At 56.3% G+C, this 21,719-nt stretch carries 24 protein-coding genes; 13 read left to right on the top strand and 11 right to left on the bottom strand.

The window, feature by feature from the left end; genetic code table 11:
• On the bottom strand, positions 1 to 810 hold the full coding sequence (locus tag IMCC12053_RS06440) for a protein-disulfide reductase DsbD domain-containing protein (protein ID WP_062216938.1): 810 nt from the start codon (positions 808 to 810) through the stop codon (positions 1 to 3).
• Positions 811 to 942: 132 nt separating this feature from the next.
• On the opposite strand from IMCC12053_RS06440, the gene IMCC12053_RS06435 reads away from it, so the two are divergent.
• From IMCC12053_RS06435 to IMCC12053_RS06410, 6 genes are all read left to right on the top strand, one after another.
• Positions 943 to 1,515, top strand: coding sequence for a YqgE/AlgH family protein (locus IMCC12053_RS06435; protein ID WP_062216936.1), 573 nt, complete (start codon positions 943 to 945; stop codon positions 1,513 to 1,515).
• A gap of 120 nt (positions 1,516 to 1,635) precedes the next feature.
• Positions 1,636 to 3,348 carry an acyl-CoA dehydrogenase gene (locus tag IMCC12053_RS06430; RefSeq protein WP_062216934.1) on the top strand — a complete coding sequence of 571 codons (1,713 nt, stop codon included), beginning with the start codon at positions 1,636 to 1,638 and terminating at the stop codon, positions 3,346 to 3,348.
• Positions 3,348 to 4,385 (top strand): MBL fold metallo-hydrolase, encoded by a 1,038-nt coding sequence (locus IMCC12053_RS06425; RefSeq protein ID WP_062216932.1) that lies wholly within the window; start codon positions 3,348 to 3,350, stop codon positions 4,383 to 4,385. The genes IMCC12053_RS06430 and IMCC12053_RS06425 overlap by 1 nt, the downstream gene beginning before the upstream one ends.
• On the top strand, positions 4,382 to 4,873 hold the full coding sequence (locus IMCC12053_RS06420; protein WP_062216929.1) for a DUF6173 family protein: 492 nt from the start codon (positions 4,382 to 4,384) through the stop codon (positions 4,871 to 4,873). Before IMCC12053_RS06425 ends, IMCC12053_RS06420 begins: the two co-directional genes overlap by 4 nt.
• An 87-nt stretch (positions 4,874 to 4,960) precedes the next feature.
• A complete protein-coding gene (locus IMCC12053_RS06415) occupies positions 4,961 to 5,095 on the top strand; it encodes an aa3-type cytochrome c oxidase subunit IV (protein ID WP_062216925.1) in 135 nt (44 codons plus the stop codon).
• A 36-nt stretch (positions 5,096 to 5,131) separates the two neighbouring features.
• Entirely contained in the window at positions 5,132 to 5,770 is a 639-nt protein-coding gene (locus IMCC12053_RS06410; protein ID WP_062216924.1) for a hypothetical protein, read from the top strand.
• Here the strand turns inward: IMCC12053_RS06410 and IMCC12053_RS06405 are convergent.
• Genes IMCC12053_RS06405 through greA form a run of 4 tightly spaced genes read right to left on the bottom strand, consistent with a single transcriptional unit; the run spans position 5,759 to position 8,316 of the window.
• Positions 5,759 to 6,082 (bottom strand): AzlD domain-containing protein, encoded by a 324-nt coding sequence (locus tag IMCC12053_RS06405; protein WP_062216921.1) that lies wholly within the window; start codon positions 6,080 to 6,082, stop codon positions 5,759 to 5,761. The two genes, IMCC12053_RS06410 and IMCC12053_RS06405, sit on opposite strands and share 12 nt — an antisense overlap.
• Positions 6,082 to 6,795, bottom strand: coding sequence for an AzlC family ABC transporter permease (locus IMCC12053_RS06400; protein ID WP_062216918.1), 714 nt, complete (start codon positions 6,793 to 6,795; stop codon positions 6,082 to 6,084). The genes IMCC12053_RS06405 and IMCC12053_RS06400 overlap by 1 nt, the downstream gene beginning before the upstream one ends.
• 4 nt (positions 6,796 to 6,799) lie before the next feature.
• Positions 6,800 to 7,813: a hypothetical protein gene (locus IMCC12053_RS06395; RefSeq protein ID WP_236852559.1), complete on the bottom strand. Its 1,014-nt coding sequence runs from the start codon at positions 7,811 to 7,813 to the stop codon at positions 6,800 to 6,802.
• 32 nt (positions 7,814 to 7,845) lie between these two features.
• Complete coding sequence (gene greA / locus IMCC12053_RS06390) at positions 7,846 to 8,316, bottom strand: transcription elongation factor GreA (protein WP_062216911.1); 471 nt, start codon at positions 8,314 to 8,316, stop codon at positions 7,846 to 7,848.
• A gap of 255 nt (positions 8,317 to 8,571) precedes the next feature.
• Here greA and IMCC12053_RS06385 point away from each other — a divergent pair, with 255 nt between their 5' ends.
• The 3 genes from IMCC12053_RS06385 to IMCC12053_RS06375 all read left to right on the top strand — a co-directional run bounded on the left by IMCC12053_RS06385 (position 8,572) and on the right by IMCC12053_RS06375 (position 12,871).
• Positions 8,572 to 10,224, top strand: coding sequence for an electron transfer flavoprotein-ubiquinone oxidoreductase (locus IMCC12053_RS06385; protein WP_062216907.1), 1,653 nt, complete (start codon positions 8,572 to 8,574; stop codon positions 10,222 to 10,224).
• A gap of 120 nt (positions 10,225 to 10,344) precedes the next feature.
• On the top strand, positions 10,345 to 12,051 hold the full coding sequence (locus tag IMCC12053_RS06380) for a tetratricopeptide repeat protein (protein ID WP_062216905.1): 1,707 nt from the start codon (positions 10,345 to 10,347) through the stop codon (positions 12,049 to 12,051).
• Entirely contained in the window at positions 12,041 to 12,871 is an 831-nt protein-coding gene (locus IMCC12053_RS06375) for a 4-(cytidine 5'-diphospho)-2-C-methyl-D-erythritol kinase (RefSeq protein ID WP_062216902.1), read from the top strand. The genes IMCC12053_RS06380 and IMCC12053_RS06375 overlap by 11 nt, the downstream gene beginning before the upstream one ends.
• Positions 12,872 to 12,903: 32 nt before the next feature.
• Here IMCC12053_RS06375 and IMCC12053_RS06370 read toward each other — a convergent pair whose 3' ends face one another.
• Positions 12,904 to 13,896, bottom strand: coding sequence for a polyprenyl synthetase family protein (locus tag IMCC12053_RS06370; protein WP_062216899.1), 993 nt, complete (start codon positions 13,894 to 13,896; stop codon positions 12,904 to 12,906).
• An 85-nt stretch (positions 13,897 to 13,981) separates the two neighbouring features.
• Between IMCC12053_RS06370 and IMCC12053_RS06365 the strand changes: the two genes are divergently transcribed.
• From IMCC12053_RS06365 to IMCC12053_RS15570, 3 genes are all read left to right on the top strand, one after another.
• On the top strand, positions 13,982 to 14,200 hold the full coding sequence (locus tag IMCC12053_RS06365; protein WP_062216896.1) for a putative signal transducing protein: 219 nt from the start codon (positions 13,982 to 13,984) through the stop codon (positions 14,198 to 14,200).
• Between the two features lie 50 nt (positions 14,201 to 14,250).
• Positions 14,251 to 14,955, top strand: coding sequence for a tRNA1(Val) (adenine(37)-N6)-methyltransferase (locus IMCC12053_RS06360; protein ID WP_082389124.1), 705 nt, complete (start codon positions 14,251 to 14,253; stop codon positions 14,953 to 14,955).
• Positions 14,956 to 15,150: 195 nt separating this feature from the next.
• Entirely contained in the window at positions 15,151 to 15,318 is a 168-nt protein-coding gene (locus tag IMCC12053_RS15570) for a YdcH family protein (RefSeq protein WP_074906100.1), read from the top strand.
• 27 nt (positions 15,319 to 15,345) lie between these two features.
• Here the strand turns inward: IMCC12053_RS15570 and yddG are convergent, their stop codons facing one another.
• The 4 genes from yddG to IMCC12053_RS06340 all read right to left on the bottom strand — a co-directional run bounded on the left by yddG (position 15,346) and on the right by IMCC12053_RS06340 (position 19,482).
• Positions 15,346 to 16,209: an aromatic amino acid exporter YddG gene (yddG, locus tag IMCC12053_RS06355; protein WP_062216890.1), complete on the bottom strand. Its 864-nt coding sequence runs from the start codon at positions 16,207 to 16,209 to the stop codon at positions 15,346 to 15,348.
• Positions 16,210 to 16,307: 98 nt separating this feature from the next.
• Positions 16,308 to 17,030 (bottom strand): acetoacetyl-CoA reductase, encoded by a 723-nt coding sequence (phbB, locus tag IMCC12053_RS06350; RefSeq protein WP_062216887.1) that lies wholly within the window; start codon positions 17,028 to 17,030, stop codon positions 16,308 to 16,310.
• A 282-nt stretch (positions 17,031 to 17,312) separates the two neighbouring features.
• Positions 17,313 to 18,488, bottom strand: coding sequence for an acetyl-CoA C-acetyltransferase (locus IMCC12053_RS06345; protein ID WP_062216884.1), 1,176 nt, complete (start codon positions 18,486 to 18,488; stop codon positions 17,313 to 17,315).
• A gap of 169 nt (positions 18,489 to 18,657) precedes the next feature.
• Positions 18,658 to 19,482, bottom strand: coding sequence for an EAL domain-containing protein (locus IMCC12053_RS06340; RefSeq protein WP_062216881.1), 825 nt, complete (start codon positions 19,480 to 19,482; stop codon positions 18,658 to 18,660).
• Between the two features lie 303 nt (positions 19,483 to 19,785).
• On the opposite strand from IMCC12053_RS06340, the gene IMCC12053_RS06335 reads away from it, so the two are divergent.
• Positions 19,786 to 21,099 (top strand): PAS domain-containing protein, encoded by a 1,314-nt coding sequence (locus IMCC12053_RS06335; protein ID WP_062216877.1) that lies wholly within the window; start codon positions 19,786 to 19,788, stop codon positions 21,097 to 21,099.
• A gap of 19 nt (positions 21,100 to 21,118) precedes the next feature.
• Here the strand turns inward: IMCC12053_RS06335 and IMCC12053_RS06330 are convergent, their stop codons facing one another.
• Positions 21,119 to 21,712: a TlpA family protein disulfide reductase gene (locus IMCC12053_RS06330; protein WP_062220993.1), complete on the bottom strand. Its 594-nt coding sequence runs from the start codon at positions 21,710 to 21,712 to the stop codon at positions 21,119 to 21,121.
• Positions 21,713 to 21,719 lie beyond the last annotated feature (7 nt).

Here is a 21,719-nt window from a genome sequence, read left to right as displayed (position 1 = left end):
CTACCGACCGGTGCAGCCGCGCGCCTCATAAGTCGTGCCATTACCGATCACGGTGATCGTGAGATCGGACCTGTTGATCATAAAGGGTTTGGCGTGTGGCGGAACCAGCTCGCTGACGGCGGTTAGGGTCGATGTATCCTTGCGCGTGGTCATGGCCTCGGACACCCAAATGGCGGCGTCAGGGTGTTCAATGACGGCGATTTCGCGCGCGCCAAGTGAGGGGACGCCAAGCGTCACAGTGACTTTCAATCCGTCTTCGATGGGGGCCGCATCACATTTTGCATCGGTAATTCGTGTCGGTGCGTCGTTGAGTGATGCTGTGATTGCGGGGTAATCGCTTTGGGGTGCTGTGCCGTCAAGATCAAGGCGCAGTTGCGCAGTCATCGGAATGCAAATGTCATCGCACACCCCAAATTCGATGACGCCCTCAAGGTGAATTGCGCCGCTTGCCGTGGGTCGGATTTCAAGGGGCAAAACCACCTCGCCCTCGTATCCAACGTAGCGCATATCATTTTGCGCGTAGACGTTTGGGGTTGGCCAATGCACATGTACGCCCGAGACGTTTTTCGAGGCGCTCCAGTCAAATCGGGGTGGAATACCCGCATCTCCGGGGGCGCGCCAATAGGTGTGCCAGCCGTCCGCCAGTGAAATCCGCAAGGCGGCCATATGATGACCATTGTCCATACGCCACCCGTTCAGCACAGATACCTGTGCCTCATCAGCCGCGGTTACGGGGGCGGCGGTCGCGGTGAAACACGCGATCGTCGTGACGGCAAGCGCGTGGCGCAAAAAGATGGGCATGTGTGTCATGTGTGAACATATAGGGGGGTGTTCGCACATACAAAACTCACAAATAGGAGACGAGGTGTTTCACACGGTGCTGTGTTGCCGCGCGGTTGCGGTTCCGCTTGCACCTCGCGGCGACATGAGGTGAGGTAGGGCATGTCTGAAACAACGTTTAACAACCTGACGGGAAAGTTGCTTGTTGCCATGCCGGGGATCGGTGATCCACGGTTTGAAAACAGCGTGATTTTCATGTGTGCGCACTCGGATGACGGGTCTATGGGGCTAATTATCAATCAGGTGTCGCAAGACATTCGGGTCAATGATGTGTTCGAGCAACTCGACATAAACGTCACCGATATGATGGCGCCTTTGCCCGTCCATTTTGGCGGGCCTGTGGAGTTGGGGCGCGGGTTTGTGTTGCATAGCGTTGATTATCAAGCCGATAGCGCCTCTTTGGCGGTGGATGCGACGTATTCCATGACCGCATCGCGCGAGATATTGTCGGACATCGCGCGCGGCGGTGGGCCACGCGAACGATTGCTGTGTTTGGGGTATGCAGGGTGGGGGCCGGGCCAACTGGAGGCGGAATTGGCGCAGAACGGTTGGCTGACGGTCGATCCTACGCCGAAAATCGTATTTGAGGTGCCCAATGACCAAAAGTGGGAGGCCTCTGTGCGTTCGATCGGGATCAGCCCTGCGTTGCTATCGGGCGAGGTAGGCCACGCCTAAACGCGCAATGCCGGACGCGTGACGCCACGTTTGGGTTGGCGGTCGGTGACCATCCATTACAGTTCTTTGGATAGTTAAGAGGGTGAGCCTGTCGCAAACCCAATCTGAGGAGCCTGTACCATGGCCTACCGTGCGCCTGTTTCGGATTACGCATTTATTCTTGATCATGTGGTGGATTACGCCCGCGTTGCATCAACGGCACGTTTTTCTGAAGCAGACCGCGATGTCGTGGCGGCCATCATCGACGAGGCGGCCAAGCTTTCAAATGATGTGATGGCCCCTCTTGATCGTGGTGGGGATTTGACCCCTGCGCGGCTTGAAAACGGTGGTGTGATTTCGTCGCCTGGCTTTGCGGATGCGTTCGCGCAAATCGCTGAGGGTGGATGGATCGGCATGTTGGCCGAACCGGATAATGGTGGCATGGGGTTGCCACTCACATTGGCTTCTGTGGTCAACGAGATGATGTCGGGCGCGTGCTTGTCTTTGGCGCTTGAGCCGCTGATGTGTCAGGGTCAGATCGAGGCGTTGGAGCATCATGCCTGCGACGAGATCAAAGCGCTGTACCTGCCTAAACTGGTGTCGGGCGACTGGTGCGGCACGATGAACCTGACGGAATCGGGCGCAGGCTCTGACGTTGGCGCACTGCGCACCAAAGCCACGCGCAATGACGATGGCAGCTACGATATCACGGGCCAAAAGATCTATATCACATGGGGCGACAACGATTTTTCCGGTAATATTTGCCATCTTGTTTTGGCGCGATTGCCCGATGGCGGCGAGGGGACCAAAGGCATTTCGCTTTTCCTTGTTCCTAAGTTCCTTCCTGACGCGGATGGCGAGGCCGGTGATGCCAATAGCCTCAGCGTTGTGAGCCTCGAGCATAAGCTCGGCATTCACGGTTCGCCCACCTGCGTTATGGACTACAACGGGGCCAAAGGGTGGCTTGTCGGTAACGAGCACGAAGGCATGAAATGCATGTTCACGATGATGAACAATGCGCGTCTTGGTGTGGGGATGCAGGGCGTGGGTGTGGCCGAGGCCGCTACGCAAAAGGCACACGCCTATGCGGCGGACCGCGTTCAGGGCCGCACGCCGCTTGGTGCGGATGGCACGGGTGCGATTATCGACCATGCCGATGTGCGCCGGATGCTCGCGGTGATGCGGGCGGACACCTATGTGGCGCGGTGTATTTCGCTGGCCTGCGGTGTGGCGCTTGATCTAGGGCGCGACGATCCCGAATGGCAGGCGCGCGGTGCGTTCCTCATTCCGATTGCCAAGGCGTTTGGGACCGACATTGGTCATGATGTTGCGCAGCTTGGCGTACAGGTCCACGGCGGCATGGGGTTCATCGAGGAAACGGGGGCGGCGCAATACGCCCGCGATGCCCGCATTACCTCGATCTACGAGGGCACCAACGGCATTCAGGCGATGGACCTTGTGGCCCGCAAGTTGATGGATGGTGGCGAGGCCGCAAATGCATTGCTCGACGAAATCGAAGCCTTTGCCGAAGCGGCGCGGGTGTCGTTGCCCGAACTGGCCGGACCTGTTTGGAGCGCGGCGGAAACGCTACGCGAGGGACTTGAGGCGGTACTGGCGCTTGATCTCAATGACCGCTTTGCGGGGGCGACCGCGTTTTTGCGCGCATTTGCACGGGTTTTAGGTGGGTACTACCATTTGAAATCGGCACTGGCCGAGGGTGAGGCGGGGACGCGCACGCGTCTTGCGCGGTTCTATATTCTGCGTATGTTGCCCGAGTATACGTCCCTCTTGGTGCAAGCGCGCCTTGGGGCCAGCGATCTTTATGCCCTCACACCAGAAGACCTTTTAGCCTGATGAAAACACCGATCCGAACCCCCGTTGAGCCACCAGTTACGGGGGAGGCGGTCGAGGTGTCCACCGGTCTTTTGTGGGCGCGTATCCCCATGCCCGGACCGCTCGAGCATGTGAATGTCTATATGTTTTATGAGGGCGACAGTTGGACCGTGGTCGACACGGGCATCGACACCTCGCGCACCCGTGCGGTGTGGGGCGACTTGATGGCGGGTCCGATGGGCGGCAAACCCGTGTCGCGCGTCATTGCCACCCATCACCACCTCGATCATATCGGATTGGCGGGGTGGTTCATGGCGCAGCACGGCGCGACATTGGTCACAACACGTACCGCGTATCTCATGGCGCGGATGCTCAAACTGGATGTTCAGGACGCACCAACGCCCCAGATGCTGCGCTTTTGGCGCTCAAGCGGGATGGATGCGGCGATTTACGCCGAGCGCGAAACGAGCCGTCCGTTCAATACCGCTGATGCGGTGGCTGATATTCCGCTTGGCTTTACCCGCATACGCGAGGGCGACGAGATCGAGATTGGCGGGCGGTTATGGGATGTGCGGTGCGGCAACGGGCATGCGCCCGAACATGCGACCTTTTGGAGCCGTGATGGCGAGATGGTTATTGGCGGTGATCAGCTATTGGCGTCGATTTCTCCGAATATCGGTGTGCATACGACCGAACCGGATGCCGATCCGTTGGGGGAGTGGTTGGAAAGCTGTGAGCGGTTCAAACCCTTTGCGACCGACGATCAGTTGATTTTGACGGGGCACAAACGCATTTTTACGGGGCTGCCGACACGGTTGCGCCAGTTGACGGACAATCATCATGCTGCGCTCACGCGACTGCTGGGATTTCTGGAACAGCCGCGCACCGCGTGTGACTGTTTTTCTGTACTGTTCAAACGCGAGATTAAGAGCGGCGAATACGGGCTCGCGATGGTCGAGGCGATGGCGCATTGCAATCACTTATTTGCGCAGGGGCTTGTCTCGCGCACGATGAGAGGGGATGGTGCGTATATCTGGCAAAAGCGGGAGATGGCATGAGCGATTACGATCAAATCCAAACAACGGCAGAAGCGCACGAAGCGGCGGCCTTGCAATACGGGCGCGCGGTTCATGCCAACCCAAATGCACCACGCACGGCCGAACAGCTGCCGCTCCCAGATGCCTTGTCGCGCAAGCCGCTTGATCAAAAGAGTCCGGCGGAATGGGCCTATGAACGCCTCATTCTTTACATCAATAACTTTGAACAGCAGCTCGACAACGAGCACGAGATTGCGATGGGATTTGCCGGATCGGAATCCGGAGTGCTGCGGATTGAAGGGATCGGATATTTTGACCCTGATATCGTGACCTTTTACGGAACCGATGGGACCGGTGCCAAAACGCAACTTGTTCAACACGTCACCCAGCTCAATGTCATGCTGCGCGCCTTGCCAAAACACGAGCCGGAGGCCGCTCCGGCACGGATCGGGTTTCGTTTGGCCGCTGATTTAGAGAATTCAGACGCAGATGAGAGCAAAAAGGCGTGAATCCAACGGTGACAGCGGGCGCTGAATCGTCTAATTCACTCTGAGAAAAGGCGCATATGACGCCACAAGATAAAAGGAAAAGGCACAATGGCTGACCACAAGCACGGCGAAATGGATATTTCGACTCAAGAAAAAGCATTCGCAGGGTTCATTAAATGGTCCACGTATGTTGCAATCGCATCCATCGCAGTTCTGGTTTTTCTGGCTGTTTTTAACGGCTAATTCGTTGGTTCGCCAAATAGGTTGAGGATCACTTTTATGACGCTATCGCGGCTCTTGGTGGTTTTTGCCTTATTGGCTCTTAGCGCGTGTGGTGCGGCAGAGCCGCGTTGGGCTGGCGAAGCCGAAGTGACCCGTGCGCGCTATGTGAGCGACGGATCGGCGTCTTTGACGTTGTTTACCGTGATCGGTAAGCGCAGCGGCGCAGGCGCGCACTCCGGCCTTTTGGTCAATGCGCCGTCACAGCGCGCGATTTTTGATCCCGCGGGAACGTTCAAGCACCCGCATTTGCCAGAGCGCAATGATGTCGTCTACGGCATGAGCGACGCGGCTGTTGCATTCTACATCGACTATCATGCGCGCGAGACGTTTGACGTGATCGAGCAAACCATTTTTGTGTCGCCACAGGTGGCCGAATTTGCGTTGGCGCGCATTCAAAGTTACGGCGCGGTGCCAAAGGCACAATGCGCGCGCAGTATTTCAAGCATCTTGGCCAGTCTCCCGGGATTTGAAGATGTGAAAAGTACGATGTTCCCAAAGAAACTGACCGCGTATTTCGCTTCGCGTGGGGCGGTGGAGCAAATGCACCGCGACGACTCGCCTGATGACAACACGGGTCTCATTCAGGCCCCTGATTTGCGTTTGCGCGGCGATTTGATCGCGACCTTAACCCAGTAGCGCACCAATTCCGAAGAACAGTCCGAACCCTGTGGCAATCGCCCATAGGACATTGCGGGTCGTGAGGCCCACGACGAGCGTTGCAAGGGCTGCGCCAATACGCAACGCATCGCCGCTATGGGCCCCAGATCCAAGCAACATTGGGGCCACAACAGCCGGTAGGACTGCCACAGGGGTGTAGCGCAACATCCGCAATAGCCATTCGGGCAAGGGGCGGTCGCCGATCAATCCCATGAAGGACAGGCGGATCAGATAGGTGCAGATACCGAGTACGACAATGATGATCCAGACCTGAGAAGTCGCGGGTTCCATTAGCTGCGTGCCTTTCGCTTTTCTACCCATAACTCGACCTGCGCGCCCACAAACAGCGCGATCAGAGCCGCGACCAGTAAGCCGGAGCCATAGGGCATAAAGCTAAGGGCGATAACAAGGACGACCGAGGTCAGGGCGGTTGCAACATGTGCAACGGTTCGCATCATCGGGGCGACAACAGCGATAAAGGTCAGGGGGACCGCAAAATCGACACCCATTTGCGCCGGAATACGCTCGCCAAGCAGTGCCCCCGCCAAGGTCGCGACATACCACGATATGGCCAAAGGGATGCCAACGCCCAGAAAGTAGCTGACTTTTTCAATCGCGGTGCGGGACGGCTCTTTTTCGAACGCAATTGAGGAGAGAGCGTAGGGTTGATCAAACAGGAAATAGGCGGCCAAGGCACGCATCCAGAACGGCGCAGGGCCGAGGTGCGGCACGAGTGACGCCGAATACATCGCCATGCGAAGGTTGACCGCCAATGCAGTGACAATCACAACCAGTGTCGGCGCGTTATCGAGCATCAATTGTAACGCCGTCAGTTGTGCGGCGCCTGCAATCACAAGAACCGTAAATCCCATAACTTGAACAAGGTTCAGACCGGCCTCGGTGGCGATCACGCCAAAAATGGCTCCAAATGGCACAAGCACCAAGTGGAACGGCAGGCCGTCAAAAATGCCGCGTTTGAACTGTGATGTGTTGAGTGAGGCCATGAGGTTAGTCGAACGTGCCCGTGACGCGTCCGAGCAACATGAATGCACGCGCGGTCCGTGTGTTGGACAGTGCCGAGATCTCTTCGTCGGATGCCGTGTCTTCAAATTCGGCCAGTGTCTTGTCAAATTTGCGCAAAAAGTGGTGCACGGCATCGCGGAAAATTGCGTCTTGCTTCATGCGTGCGGCGGCGAGCGCCAAGGACGAGCGGTCACGAACGCCGCCAAGGGGGGCTACGGCCGATCCGCGCACACCTTTGGCGAATTTGCGCCAGACTTCGGGCCGTGCGCGGTCCGGTGTGAGGTCGTCCATGTAGATGCCATCTTGGCTGAGCAGGGTGAGAATGTCTTGGGCAGCGTGGACCAACTGGCTGACTTTGTGGTCAGACAGAGCGCGGCGCAGGGCGCGAAACCCCTCTTTGTCCTCGGCCGTCTCTGGAAAGTTCAAGGCTTTGATGAAATCAGCGACCGACAAGGGCGGTGCGAGCGCCTCGGACGGGGTGCCAAGTGCGAGTGAGGCCTGTTCATCCATTCGCATGGGCGATGGAATCGCCAAACGATCCTCCGCCGGTGCCGCCGAGGGGCGCACGGATGTGAATGTGGCGAGCGTGCTTTCGGTTTTGCGTTGAGCCGCTGCGATCTCTTCGAGTTTCTTTTCAACGGAGCTATTGGCGGGGTTGTTATGCTGTTGTGCAAGATAGCTTTGGCGCATTGCGGAAATAGCGGTTTGAAGGCGGCGACTTTCGTCACGCATGGTTGTGGACGCACGCACGGCCAACGCGCCGACCCAGATCATGGCGACAGGCATAAAAATCGCGATGAGAATCATCACGAACCGAATGCTATCGAACGAGGTCTGCGCGGCACCGCCATCAACGATCAAAAAATAGCCCGCAGTCATGACAAGCCAGACCAACGACAGCACGCCCGCGATTATCTCGCTGGCCGTGACACGTTGGTCAACATCCGGACGCTGATACACGCCCAGCTCAATATGTGGTTTGGTCTTGTCGTCAGCCAAAATGGCCTCCACGCGGAGTTAGAGAACGAAATTTAGATAAATTCGACTTTTAGGATTTCATAGCTCTTGTCACCGCCGGGGGTGCGCACAGCCACGCTGTCGCCATCCTCTTTGCCGATCAATGCCCGCGCAATAGGCGACTGGATGTTGAGCAATCCGCGTTCGATATCGGCCTCATATTGGCCAACGATCTGAAAGGTTTTTTCCTCATCCGTATCTTCGTCCACGATTGTGACGGTCGCGCCGAATTTGACGGTGCCTGACAGCGTTTTCGGGTCGATCACTTCGGATAAGGACAAGATGCCTTCGAGTTCCTTGATCCGGCCCTCGATGAAGCTGTGTTTTTCGCGCGCGGAGTGATATTCGGCGTTTTCCGATAGATCGCCGTGCTCACGCGCCTCGGCAACCGCTTGAATGATCGCGGGGCGCTCAACGGATTTAAGGTTTTTCAACTCGGCGCTCATTGCGACGTGACCCGCACGGGTCGTCAAGATTTTTTCCATGGCACTCATTCTCAGATACGAAAAACGCGAGATCGGCCGGTGGGCCTCCCGCGTCGGTTGTTGCTTTTGTTGTACCACCACAACAGCACTCATAGACCAAATGCAAGAGGTAGGGTGTTCATTCCGTGACGAAGGGACAAAAAACGCTCCATTTTCGCTGGTTTGGACGCCGCGAAACAGTAGGATCAAATTGACCATCCCCTTATGTTGGGGGTAGGAAGGCGCGACGAGCCGTCGAGTTGAGGGAGTAATTTAATGTCGAATATTGAGCGCGAGACGATGGAATATGACGTCGTGATTGTCGGGGCTGGACCTGCTGGCCTGTCTGCGGCGATCCGCCTTAAGCAGTTGGACGCGGATTTGAACATCGTTGTCTTGGAAAAAGGCTCCGAAGTTGGCGCGCATATTTTGTCAGGCGCCGTGCTGGACCCTTGTGGCCTTGACGCGTTGATGCCTGATTGGAAAACGCGCGGCGCGCCGATCAAGACCAAGGTCAAGAAAGACAATTTCTATATGCTTGGCGAAGCGGGTCATCTTCGCATTCCTAACTTCCCTATGCCGCCGTTGATGAACAATCATGGCAATTACATCGTCTCTATGGGCAATGTTTGCCGTTGGATGGCCGAACAGGCCGAAGAGATGGGCGTCGAGATTTTCCCGGGTATGGCGTGTTCCGAACTTGTCTACGGCGGCACCGGCGAAGTCAAAGGCGTGGTTGCAGGCGAATTTGGCAAGAACCCCGATGGCACCCCGTCCGAGGGCTATGAGCCCGGAATGGAATTGCACGGAAAATACGTGCTCTTGTCCGAGGGTGTGCGCGGATCACTCGCCAAGGAAGTGATTGCAAAATATGATCTTTGCGCGGGGCGCGAGCCGCAAAAGTTCGGCCTTGGGATGAAGGAAGTTTGGGAGATCGATCCCGAAAAGCACAAAGAGGGCACTGTCACGCACACGATGGGATGGCCATTGGGTGGCAAGGCGGGCGGTGGTGCATTCATCTATCACGCCGAGAACAATCAGGTTTTCATCGGGTTTGTGGTCCACCTGAACTACAAAAACCCTAACCTGTTCCCCTACATGGAGTTTCAGCAGTTCAAGCATCACCCGATGGTGGCCGATCTGCTCAAGGGCGGCAAACGTGTGGCATATGGCGCGCGCGCGATTTCGGAGGGCGGATATCAATCCATGCCTAAATCGGCGTTTCCCGGGGGGGCTTTGCTTGGCTGTTCCGTGGGTCTTGTCAATGTGCCGCGCATCAAGGGCAACCACAACGCGATGCTCTCTGGCAAAGCCGCCGCCGAGGCCGTGATTGCGGCGCTCAAAGACGGGCGTTCGGGGGATACCTTGGAGGCCTACGAGGCGGAGTTGCGGACTGGTGCCGTGGCCAAAGACCTCAAACGGGTTCGCAACGTAAAGCCGCTTTGGTCGAAATTCGGTCTGTCCGCCTCACTGGCGCTTGGCGGATTTGACATGTGGACCAACACTCTCTTTGGCGTGTCGCTATTCGGGACGCTCAAGCACGGGAAAGCGGATGCTGAGGCTACGGGAAAGGCCGCTGACTATCCGATGATCGACTACCCCAAGCCCGATGGTGTTTTGTCGTTTGATCGTTTGACCAACGTGTCATTCGCCGCGACCAACCATGAGGAAAGCCAGCCGTCACATCTTCGTCTTAAAGACCCACGTGTGGCTGTGGATGTGGATTATGCCGTGTATGGCGGCCCGTCCGCGCGGTATTGCCCTGCGGGCGTGTACGAATATGTCGGCGAAGCGGGCAGCGATCCCAAATTCGTCGTCAACTTCCAAAACTGTGTGCATTGCAAAACCTGCGATATCAAAGAGGCCAGCCAGAACATCACGTGGACCGTCCCCCAAGGGGGCGATGGGCCAAACTACGGCAATATGTGAGTTGTCACACGATCGTGTCTAAGACGATTGAAACGGGAGCCAAATTTGGCTCCCGTTTGCGTTGCGGTGGTCAGGGTGGGTCGCTACTGTTGGACCACGTTCATACAAGGAGACCGCCCCGTGCCGACACGCGCTTCGTTTTTGATCCGAGCCTTGAGTACCGTCGCATTTAGCGTGGGCCTAGGCGCCGTCAGTGTTGCGCCGGTCTATGCGGATGCAGGTGCCTACCTCGCCTCTCGACAAGCCACGTTTGATAACAACTTTGAAGAATTGGCGCAGTACGCGACAGCCGCCTTGGTGGAAGCACCTAAAGATGTTGCTCTTCTTGAGGCGGTGTTATCGGCAAGTATCGCGCGCGGAGATTTTGGCGGGATCAAGGGCTACGCAGCCGTTTTGGAAAGTGTCGATTCAGGCAATCAGATTGCGGCCATGGCGTCCTTTGCCTTGCGTGTGAAAGCGGGCGATTTCGATGGCGTTATCTCGGCTCTTGATGACGGGCAATCCATCTCATCGGTGGTCGACGGGTTCATGCGGGCTTGGGCCCTTGTTGGTAAGGGCGAAATAGGCGCGGCGGTCGAGGCCTTTGATGCGGCAACGCTCGAAGGACAAGCCTCCGGGTTTTTTGGGCCGTTTAACAAGGCAATGGCCTACGCGATGGTGGGTGATTTCGAAAGCGGCGAAGCACTTTTGTCGGATGAAAGCGCGCCAGAGACCCGTGATGCCCTGATCGCGCGGATGCAGATGCTAAGCCAGCTTGAACGCAATGACGAGGCATTGGCCCTGTATGATGCATTCTTTGATGGGGTGGGTGATGTTGAGTTGGACGAATTGGCCGACGCGTTGCGAGCGGGCGAGGCGGTGCCATTCGTTGAACTGACAACGGCCACTGATGGGTTTGCCAATGTCTTTTACGAGATTGCCGCCGCTTTGTCGGGCGGGCCGAGCAATGCCTACACGTTGCTCTATGCGCGTATCGCGTTGGAGTTGCGCCCCGAGCGCGCGCAATATGTTCTTTTGACGGGCGAGCTTTTGAATGCCTTGGGCAACTTCGATCTTGCGGCCGAGGTCTATGATAGTTTGCCAAGTGATAATCCGAACTCTCACCTGACCGAGTTGGGGCGTGCGGAAACCTTGCGCAATGCGGGGCGTGAAGACGCTGAAATGGACGTGCTGCGTCAACTGGCTGAGGCGCACCCAGAGCGGGCAGATGTCCTTATTTCGTATGGCGACGCATTGCGCCGCGCCGAGGACAATGCTGGCGCGATCAAAGTGTACACGCGGGCAATTGATCTGTTCGAGACACCAACGCGTGCGCAATGGCCGTTATTTTTCACCCGTGGGATTGCTCATGAGCAGCTTGATATGTGGGCTGAGTCCGAGGCTGATTTGCGCAAAGCCCTTGAGTTGGAGCCGGGCCAGCCCTCGGTGCTCAACTATCTGGGGTATTCGTTTTTGGAATTGAACGTCAATCTGGATGAGGCGATGGATATGATCCGTCAGGCGTCAGAGGCGCGGCCAAATGAAGGATATATCACCGACAGCCTTGCATGGGGGTTGTACCGTTTGCGCCGCTATGACGAGGCGGTCGCTCCGATGGAGAAAGCGGCCGCGTTGATGTCGACCGATCCGATCGTCAATGACCATTTGGGGGATGTCTATTGGGCCGTTGGCCGCGAGCGCGAGGCGCGCTTTCAGTGGCGTCGTGCCTTGTCGTTCGACCCCGAAGAGGTCGAGGCCGAGCGCATTCGTCTCAAGCTAGATATCGGTCTGGACCGCGTTTTGACCCAAGAAGGCGCAGAGCCTACACGTCCTCTCAATGACGGTTAAAATTTTTGCCCCCGCAAAGATCAACCTTACTTTGCATGTCACGGGACAGCGCGCAGACGGGTATCATTTGCTCGATAGTCTTGTGGCCTTTGTGGATATTGGCGACCAGATCACAGCGCAGCGCGCCGATCAAAGCAGCCTGATTGTGACGGGTCCGTTTGCGGATGGTGTACCGACTGACGCGACGAACCTCGTGATGAAAGCGGCGCAGATTTCCGGACTTCACATGCAAATGGGGTTGGACAAACGCTTGCCGCCCTCGTCGGGCATTGGCGGCGGGTCAACTGATGCGGCCGCGACCCTGAAAGCGGCGGCACGTTTGGGAGCATCTCCCGTGACCCCCGCGCAGGCGCTGCGCCTCGGTGCGGATGTTCCTGTATGTTTGGCCGCAAAACCGATGCGCATGCGTGGTATTGGTGAGGATGTTCAGCAGATAAAGTTGCCCGCATTACATATGGTTTTGGTGAACCCGCGCGTGGCGGTTTCCACGCCTGAAGTGTTCAAGAGGTTAGAGGCTAAAGACAATGCCCCGATGCCAGAGGTATTGCCAGACTGGCCTGACGGGGTTGCCTTTGCCGACTGGCTCACAACGCAGCGCAACGATTTGCAACGCCCCGCTGTGAAGGTCATGCCGGAAATTGCGGCTGTTCTCACGGCTTTGGCGCTTTTGCCCAACGTTCTGGCGACACGCATGTCGGGATCAGGTGCAACTTGCTTTGCCGTATTTGAGCGCCGTGAAGAGGCCGAGGCCGCGGCGGCGCAACTGGCGCATGGCAATCCATGGTGGTGGGTTAAACCCGCAAGCACTCTGCCGGCCTGATTTGCGCCCGCCTGATCCGCGTGGTGTGAGAGTTAGCGCAGGCGTTCGACCACGTAATCGGCAATATCGGATAGCATATCGCGAATGTCGCCTTGGGGCACTTTGCCAAGGGCCGCTTTGGCTTTGTCGGCCCATTCGATTGCAACCTGACGGGTGTCATCCAATGCGCCATGTTTGGTCAAAAGGCCAATGGCGTGCTCTAGATCCCCATCCTCTTGCTTGCCTTTTTCAATCGTGCGGACCCAAAAGGCGCGCTCGGTCTCATCGGCTTTGGCCACGGCTTTGATCAATGGAAGCGACATTTTGCGTTCGCGAAAGTCATCGCCGATGTTCTTGCCGGTTTTGTCCGAGCCCCAGTAATCCAATAGGTCGTCGACGATTTGGAAAGAGATGCCAAGCGCGTCTCCGTAATCGAACAGCCCCTGAATGATGCTCTCGTCGGAGCCGGCCAAAACGCCGCCCACTTCCGTGGCGGCAGAGAACAAGGCCGCGGTTTTGCCACGTACAACTTGGAGGTAAATCTCTTCGCTTGTTTTGAGATCTTGTGCGGCTGTCAGTTGTAGAACTTCGCCTTCGGCAATGGTGGCGGCAGCGTTCGACAGGATGCGCAAAACGCGCATGTTTTCACTGTCGGTCATCAACTGAAACGCGCGCGCGAACAGGTAATCCCCCACAAGGACGGAGGATTTGTTGTCCCACAACAGGTTCGCGGTGGGGCGCCCACGGCGTTGGGCGCTTTCATCGACGACATCATCGTGAAGCAGGGTCGCGGTGTGAATGAACTCAACCGTTGCGGCGAGGTGAATGTGGTAGGGGCCGCCATAGCCACATAGCTTTGCCGATGCGAGCGTTAGCATAGGTCGCAGGCGTTTACCGCCAGCCTCCACCAAATGCGCCGTGACTTCGGGAATGCGGGGCGCGTGCTTGGACGCCATGCGATCACGGATCAACGTGTTCACATCCAAGAGTTCAGGCGCAAGATGCGTGGCCAAACGTTCGTGCGGTTTTTCTACGACCTTATCCAAACCCCTCTGGCTCCATCTCTATTTGCATGCGCTATATCTGCGTCAGTCGCTCGACATTTGCAACCGTGTGACATTACATTGACGTATGAAACAATTGCTTCGCACCAATGATCCAACACAGATTGCTTTCGCTCAGGCATTGCTTTCGAGTGAGGATATAGCTTGCTTTGAAATGGACGTCCATATGAGCGTTCTTGATGGATCGATAGGCATATTGCCGCGCCGTTTGATGGTGCGTGATCAAGATCTCTTTATCGCGCGTGCGATTTTGACAGACAACGGTTTCGAGTTGGAAAACGCGTGATCCCAGCGCCAGATGAGACCTGTGACGATTTTTTGGGCGGTCGGGTGCGTATGCTCCAACCTACGCATGGATACCGCGCGGGGGTTGATCCGGTTTTGCTGGCCGCAGCGGTTGACGCCAAAGCGGGCCAACGTATTTTGGAATTAGGATGTGGGGCAGGGGCCGCGTCATTGTGTTTGAATGCGCGTATTTCTGGCCTGTCTTTTGTAGGGGTCGAACTACAAGCGGCCTACGCCGATCTTGCGCGGCGCAATGCCGATGGGAATGGCGCGCAGATGGAGATCGTTGACGCCGATATTCGCGCCTTGCCCGCGCAGATCAAGGCGCAAAATTTTGATCACGTCATCGCCAATCCTCCTTATTACCGGCGCGCAGCGTCCACATCTGCACATGATGCGGGGCGTGATGTGGCGCTTGGCGGTGATACGCCATTGGAGGTTTGGGTGGATGTGGCGGCGCGCCGCCTCGCGCCAAAGGGCTATCTGACGATGATCCAAAAGGCCGACCGACTTGCTGATTTGCTCAATGCCCTCACGGGGCGGTTAGGGTCGGTGCGCGTCTTGCCCGTGCACCCCCGCCTGTCGCGTCCTGCGCAGTTGGTTATCGTGCAGGCGCGAAAAGGTGGGCGGGCCGATTTTTGTCTGTTGTCACCGTTGGTGATGCATAAAGGCGCACACCATGAGCGGGACGAAGACAGTTATACGCCGCAGGTGAGCGATATTTTGCGCAATGGGCATCCGCTTGCCTTGATTTGAGCGAAAAACACACGATTGGTTCAATATTTCCGATTTTCGTTTAATCTATTGGCAATATTTCGCGTGTCATCGTGAACTGGTCACATAGTTACAAATCAATCCCGTGACACGACTCAATTTCTATGTTGAGATTGTTACACAGCTTTTACATAGAGCTGTGGTTTACATGGACGTTTTACAGCGAGAGGAGACACAATGAGTTTGAGTTCCCACCTGGAAGAATTGAAGCGAAAACACCAAACCCTATCTGAGGCCGTGGAAGCCGCGCAACGCGCGCCAAGTGCCGACGAAGTTCGAATTACGGATCTCAAGAAGAAAAAGCTACGCCTCAAAGAAGAGATTTCACGTCTCTCTACGACCTAATTGCGACTGAGGCGATCCTAACGCACACTATTGGGAATGGCGACTGGCATAAGCCGCCATTCCAGCACCGAGTGTGATCAATACGGCCGACAAAAGCAGTGTCGTGCGCGGTTCTGCAATGCCTGCCAGTATTAAAACCATGGTCGACAAGAGTGGTGCCGCATAGGACGCGGTGCCCAAGAGTTGTATATTGCCGCGTTTGACCCCGATATCCCAGACATAGAAGGCGGCGCCAACGGGGCCTACGCCCAATGCGATCATGCTGGCCCATCCATAGGAGGACGAGGGCCATACAGTTTGCTCAAGAGCAAGGTGGGCGGCGAATGATAGGGCGGCTGTGGCAAGGCAAAAGATGGTGACAACCACGCTCGACACATCGCCCATTCGGCGCGACAGGACGGAATAGCTTGACCATGTCAATGCGCAGCCCGCCGCCAAGAGATATCCAAGCCCGTGTGCCCCTGAAAAGACCGCGCCTTGGGCGATGATCAGCGCGGCACCGACAAAGGAAATGCCCGCACCGATCAAATGCAGCGGACGTAGCTGTTCGCCGGGTAAAAAGCCGGAAAAGAGCACGATCAAGAGCGGCCAAAGATAGGCGATAAGGCCCGCTTCGGCGGGCGGTGCCGCGCGTAGGGCGGAGAAATAGAGAAAGTGATAGCCAAATAGTCCAACAGTCCCAAAGGCATAAACGGACACCGGAACACCGCGCAGTTCGCCCCATCTGTTGCTAATCGTCGTCCAGACAACGCCAATTGCGCCGCCAATGGCAAAGCAAACGGCATTGAGTTGGAGAGGCGGGACTTCGTGTGCGCCAACGGTAAACAGCGCCAAAAGCGCCCAGAGCAAGACGGCAACGAACCCGATAAGTGTGGCTGTGGTTTTCGACATCGGCGCATTAAGCCCGATTGATTTGGGTGCGCAAGGTAAAACGACAATGAAAAAGGCCGCCCCGAAAGACGGCCTCAATCAAACTGTTCGAGCATGGATTAAACGAAGAATTGCGCGCCGTTGGCCGAAATCGTGGAGCCGTTGATGAAGCCCGCATCGTCGGACGCGAGGAAGGCTACGCAACGTGCGATTTCTTCGGGTTCGCCCAAGCGTCCCGTAGGGATTTGGCCAATAATGGAGTCGCGTACTTTCTCGGGCACGGCCATGACCATTTCAGTTGCGATATAGCCGGGACAGATGGCGTTGGCGGTTATGCCGGCGCGCGCGCCCTCTTGGGCCAGTGATTTCACGATGCCCAGATCGCCCGCTTTGGTCGCGGCATAGTTCACTTGTGCGAACTGACCTTTTTGACCGTTGATCGAGGAAATGACGATCACGCGGCCGAATTTGCGCTCACGCATGCCGGGCCAAACGGGGTGAACGGTGTTGAACACGCCCGTGAGGTTGGTATCGATCACCTCTTGCCATTGCTGCGGCGTCATTTTGTGGAATGGCGCATCGCGGGTGATGCCAGCGTTGGCCACGACGATGTCGATAGGGCCAAGATCGGATTCGACCTGTTCAATACCTGCTTTGGAGGCGTCATAATCGGCAACGTTCCATTTGTAGGTTTTGATGCCTGTCTCGGCGGTAAATGCGGATGCGGCATCATCGTTTCCGGCGTAGGACGCGGCAACGGTGTACCCCTTGTCTTTCAGTTCTTTGGCGATCGCTGCGCCGATACCGCGCGATCCACCCGTAACAAGTGCAACTCTGGACATGATATCTCCTCCCTATCATATTTCATTTGGTAATGTTGTTATCCAAAATGCAATCAGTTAGCAACAAAATTACCTCCCTGCGTGACGTATATTCTGCGCATGCAGCATGAGGTTTCATTGCCCTGCGTGCGATCAGCGTATTGGATTCCCCCATCGTGTCGCTCCATGACAAGGCGTAAGCTATGAAGAAGCAAGCGCTATTTTGGAAAATAGACGCTTTAGGTGTGCAAATAAAAAAGGGGCACCTTTTGGCGCCCCTTAGTCTCGTCGATGTGAAAGAGATCAGTCGCGCTCAACGCAGAGTGCAACGCCCATTCCGCCACCGATACACAGTGTGGCGAGGCCTTTTTTGGCGTCACGGCGGATCATTTCAAACAGCAATGTGTTGAGGATGCGCGCGCCGGAGGCGCCAATCGGGTGGCCAATAGCGATTGCGCCGCCGTTGACGTTGACCACGGCGGGATCCCAATCCATGTCCTTGTTTACGGCGCAAGCCTGTGCGGCGAAGGCTTCGTTGGCTTCCACGAGATCAAGGTCGGAAGCTTTCCAACCCGCTTTTGCCAGTGCCTTTTTCGAGGCATGAATCGGCCCGACCCCCATGATGGACGGGTCGAGACCAGCGGTGGCGTAGGACGCGATGCGGGCCATTGGCTGAATACCACGCTTTGCCGCGTTTTCGGCGGACATGAGCAAGACACCTGCGGCACCATCATTGAGGCCAGAGGCGTTGCCGGCGGTAACCGAGCCTTCGCGGTCAAACGCAGGGCGCAGCTTTTGCAAGCTTTCAAGGGTTGCGCCGTGACGAATGTATTCGTCTTTGTCGATGACCGTTTCGGAACGGCGGGTTTTGACAGTGAAGGGAATGACCTCATCGTCGAATTTACCCGCTAGTTGTGCGGCTTCGGCCTTGTTTTGTGAGGCGAGTGCAAAGGCGTCTTGCATATCGCGCGTGATGTCCCACTGTTTGGCTACGTTTTCAGCGGTAGTACCCATGTGGTAGCCGTTGAACGCATCCCACAATCCGTCTTTGATCATGCAGTCAATCATTTGCATGTCGCCCATTTTCTGACCTGCACGCAAATATGCGACATGGGGGGATAGGGACATGTTTTCTTGACCGCCCGCACAGATGATGTCGGCATCGCCAAGCATGATGTGTTGTGCGCCAAGTGCGACAGTGCGCAAGCCGGAGCCACAGACTTGATTGATGCTCCATGCCGCGGATTCAATGGGAAGTCCGGCATTGATGTGAGCTTGGCGGGCGGGGTTTTGGCCTTGGCCAGCGGTCAAAACCTGACCCAGAATAGTCTCGCTGACTTCGCCCTTTTCGATGCCTGCGCGGGCGACGAGCGCCTCAAGCACAGCGGCGCCGAGATCATGCGCGGGGGTGGCGGCAAAAGCACCCGAGAAACTTCCGACAGCCGTGCGTGCGGCTGATGCGATAACGACATTGGTCATGGTGGCACTCTCTCCCAATTGGTGTTCAGGGAGATTGCCCAATGGGCAATGAATTTGCAACAATGTTGCGCCTCCCCATTGCATTAGGTGTATGCTGCACGTGCATCGTAATCAACCGTAACGATGAGATGCGATGGGGGTGTTAGCGCAAAACGTTATGAAATGGCGGTTACACAGCGATTTTTTGATTGGATTGACGGACCCAAGGGGGATCAATTGTGGCCGCGCCAAAGTAGTGACCTTGCATACAATCGATTCCCGCGTCGACGAGATAGGCCGCATCCTCTTGGGTTTCGACAAATTCGGCGACGGTAAACATGTCAAAATGCTGTGCCACGGAAATGAGCGAAGCGGTAAGCACCTGATTGTCTGGATTCTGTGCAATCCCGCGAATAAACGTCGAGTCGATTTTGATCATGTCAAAGTAGAAGTCGCGCAGATACCGAAATGAGGTGTAGCCCGCGCCAAAGTCATCAAGAGCAAACGAAATACCGCGGTCTTGTTGCTGTTGCATGAAAACAGTCACGAGGTCGGGCATAACAATTGCGGAGCTTTCGGTAATCTCCAAGATCAGGCGTTCACCACCTGTGGGGTCGCGTTCCAAGCCACGTTTGAGCGTTTCCATCCACCTCGGGTAGCCGATGGAGCGCGCCGACATGTTGATTGAAAGACGCAGGTCAGGGTTTTCGCGAAGCGTTGCAAGCCCGTATTCAAGCGCGAGGCAGTCGAGAACGCGGCCCATTTCGGAGGTTTCCGCCGTGTGGATAAACTCGCGGGCCGGAATCACGCGACCACTATCGTCCAACACACGGATCAATCCCTCCCAAAAGGCGGGCCTGTCGGGGCGCGCGGCCTGAACAATGGGTTGAAACGCCAACAGGACCTGTTTCTTGCGGATCGCATCGCGCACCATTTGCAGCGTGTTTTTATCGCGCTCGGCCACTGCGGCCGTCAGCGGGGAATCCATCTCGCTTTGCATGTAAGAGTCGATCATCGGGCACGGTCCCTTTTGGGTGAGCAGTTTCTCTATTGGGTCTAGCGTTCACTTTGTATCCAAGAGAGCTAACAGCGGGTAAAATGCCGGATTTGCCATAGGTTTGTCTAAAATCCACAACGCACTGATTTTGAACGATACTTCTGAATTTCTGACCAAACGTAGAGAAGTTTAAGCAAATCACCCTGAAATAGGCGCAGCGAGGTGCGCCTTAACCAAATCGAAAGTCGCAGGTGGTTTTATGCGAAAAGATTGAGTGTGGGCCCAACTGGCGGCCGCATTGAGAGGCCAGCAAGGTGAAGAATGAACATACAGACAACAGCGTCCGAGTTTGCACGAAAGACCGAAGATGTCGCTTTTGCGATGGATGAGTTGTTCTTCTCGCGCACTGACGAGCGCGGAGTGATCGCTGCGGGCAACGCCGTTTTTCGCCGTATCTCCGGCTTTGACTGGGACGAACTGGTTGGCGCGCCGCATAAGGTTGTGCGCCATAGTGACATGCCAAAAGGTATTTTCCATATTCTGTGGACGCGCATCCAAACGGGGGTGCCTGCGGGAGCCTACGTCAAAAACCGTACAAAAGATGGACGATACTATTGGGTGTATGCGATCATTTCGCCGATCCCGGGCGGATATGTTTCTGTGCGTCTCAAACCCACTGCGCAGGTGTTTGAGACTGTTGTTGCCGAATACGCAGCGGCCTTGAGTGCCGAGCGCGACGAAGGATTGACCCCCGCGCAGAGTGCGCAGCGCATTTGCGAGCGGCTGCACGGGTTGGGTTTCGCGAATTATGAAGCTTTTAGTGCATCCGCTTTAGCGCAGGAGGCCATGGCGCGTGACGGTGCGTTGGGGCGTGGCGAAGATGGCCGGACACGATGCCTGAGCCGCCTTTTGCCCGTGATCAAAGCGATCGAAGGCAACCAAATAAAGCTGTTTCAGGCGTTCGAGGCCATTCGGGGAATCCCGTCAAATATGCGCATTGTTGCGTCTCGTTTGGAGCCAGCCGGTGGCCCAATTTCGGCGATTTCGCAAAACTACCGTTTGATGTCGAACGAAGTCACGGACCATCTAGGTGCGTTTTTGTCCGATGGCGGCAAGCGCAGTTTGTTGGACTCCATTTCGGGGCGGATTGATCAAGCATTGTTTATGGTCGCCGCATCGCGCATCCAGCGTGAGGTGAGCGAGGCTGCACGAGAGGCGCTTGTCTCTGGCGGTGAGCGAGGCGGCTTTGAGCAGGAGGTGGATGTTTTGACATCCTTGGTCGATGGTTATTCCAAAACAACCGCAGAGGTTCTTGCTTCGGTGTTTCGAGATGTGGCGCAGTTGCGGCGATCGGCGAAAGACCTAAAGCAACTGGTGACGGGTCTCGATTCTATTCGGGTTCTTTGTCGGGTCGAAGCGGGGCGTTTGGGTGCAAACTCTGCATCCCTCACGCCCGTCATCAATCAACTCGACCGCTTCCATGTCGAAATTGATAACACGCTCGAAAAGATCATGGAGCAAGCTGAGGACGGAAAGGACCTTGTCGAACGCGCGATGCCACGCGCAGTCAATCGTACATTGTCACCCAAGCACGGTGGTGCCATCGGACATCCTCGCGCGGTTGGGATACTATGATGCGTGGGGTAGGAGTGTTCTAGTTCTGGGGCATTTGCTCCTCAGGACCGGCGGATTGTCCAAGCAACGCCGAAACAATGTCGCGCGCGGATTGTGAATGCCAATCAGCATCGCCGGTTAGGCGCGCAATCTCGCGGCCTTGTTCGTCCAAGATAACCGTGACGGGGAGGCCAAGAACACTCATATCACGCGCTAGTTTGCTTTTGGGATCGAGTGCGTAGTCGATGCTTTCGATTCCTGCGTCCCCGAAAAACCGCTCAATCGCGGGTATGGGGTTATGCCCTGTCGCGATGGGAACAACCGATAAGCCCATGGGTGCAAACTCTTTTGCCAAGGCGTCAAGTGCAGGCATCTCTTTGCGGCACGGCGCACACCATGTCGCCCAAAAGTTCACGACCTTTATGCTATCGGAAAGACCCGCAAGCGTCATCTCCTCGCCGTTTTGAAGCATGAACGGCGTGCTCGGCGTGTCTTTTGGTTCCGCGTGCACAACAAGCTTTTTCATACTGTCCGCCCGCAACGCCGCGACATCCACCGCATCCGCGCCTTGCGCAGCAATTGCAGATAGGCTCAGGGCCGTATAAAGGGTGGCGGTAAGAGAAGTTTTCAACATGCGGGAC

Origin of the sequence: Celeribacter marinus (assembly GCF_001308265.1) — a bacterium.
In the GTDB taxonomy this organism is placed as follows: Bacteria; Pseudomonadota; Alphaproteobacteria; order Rhodobacterales; family Rhodobacteraceae; genus Celeribacter; species Celeribacter marinus.
The sequence above is the reverse complement of the archived record's forward strand: the minus strand, read 5'-3'. Positions and strand labels throughout refer to the sequence as shown.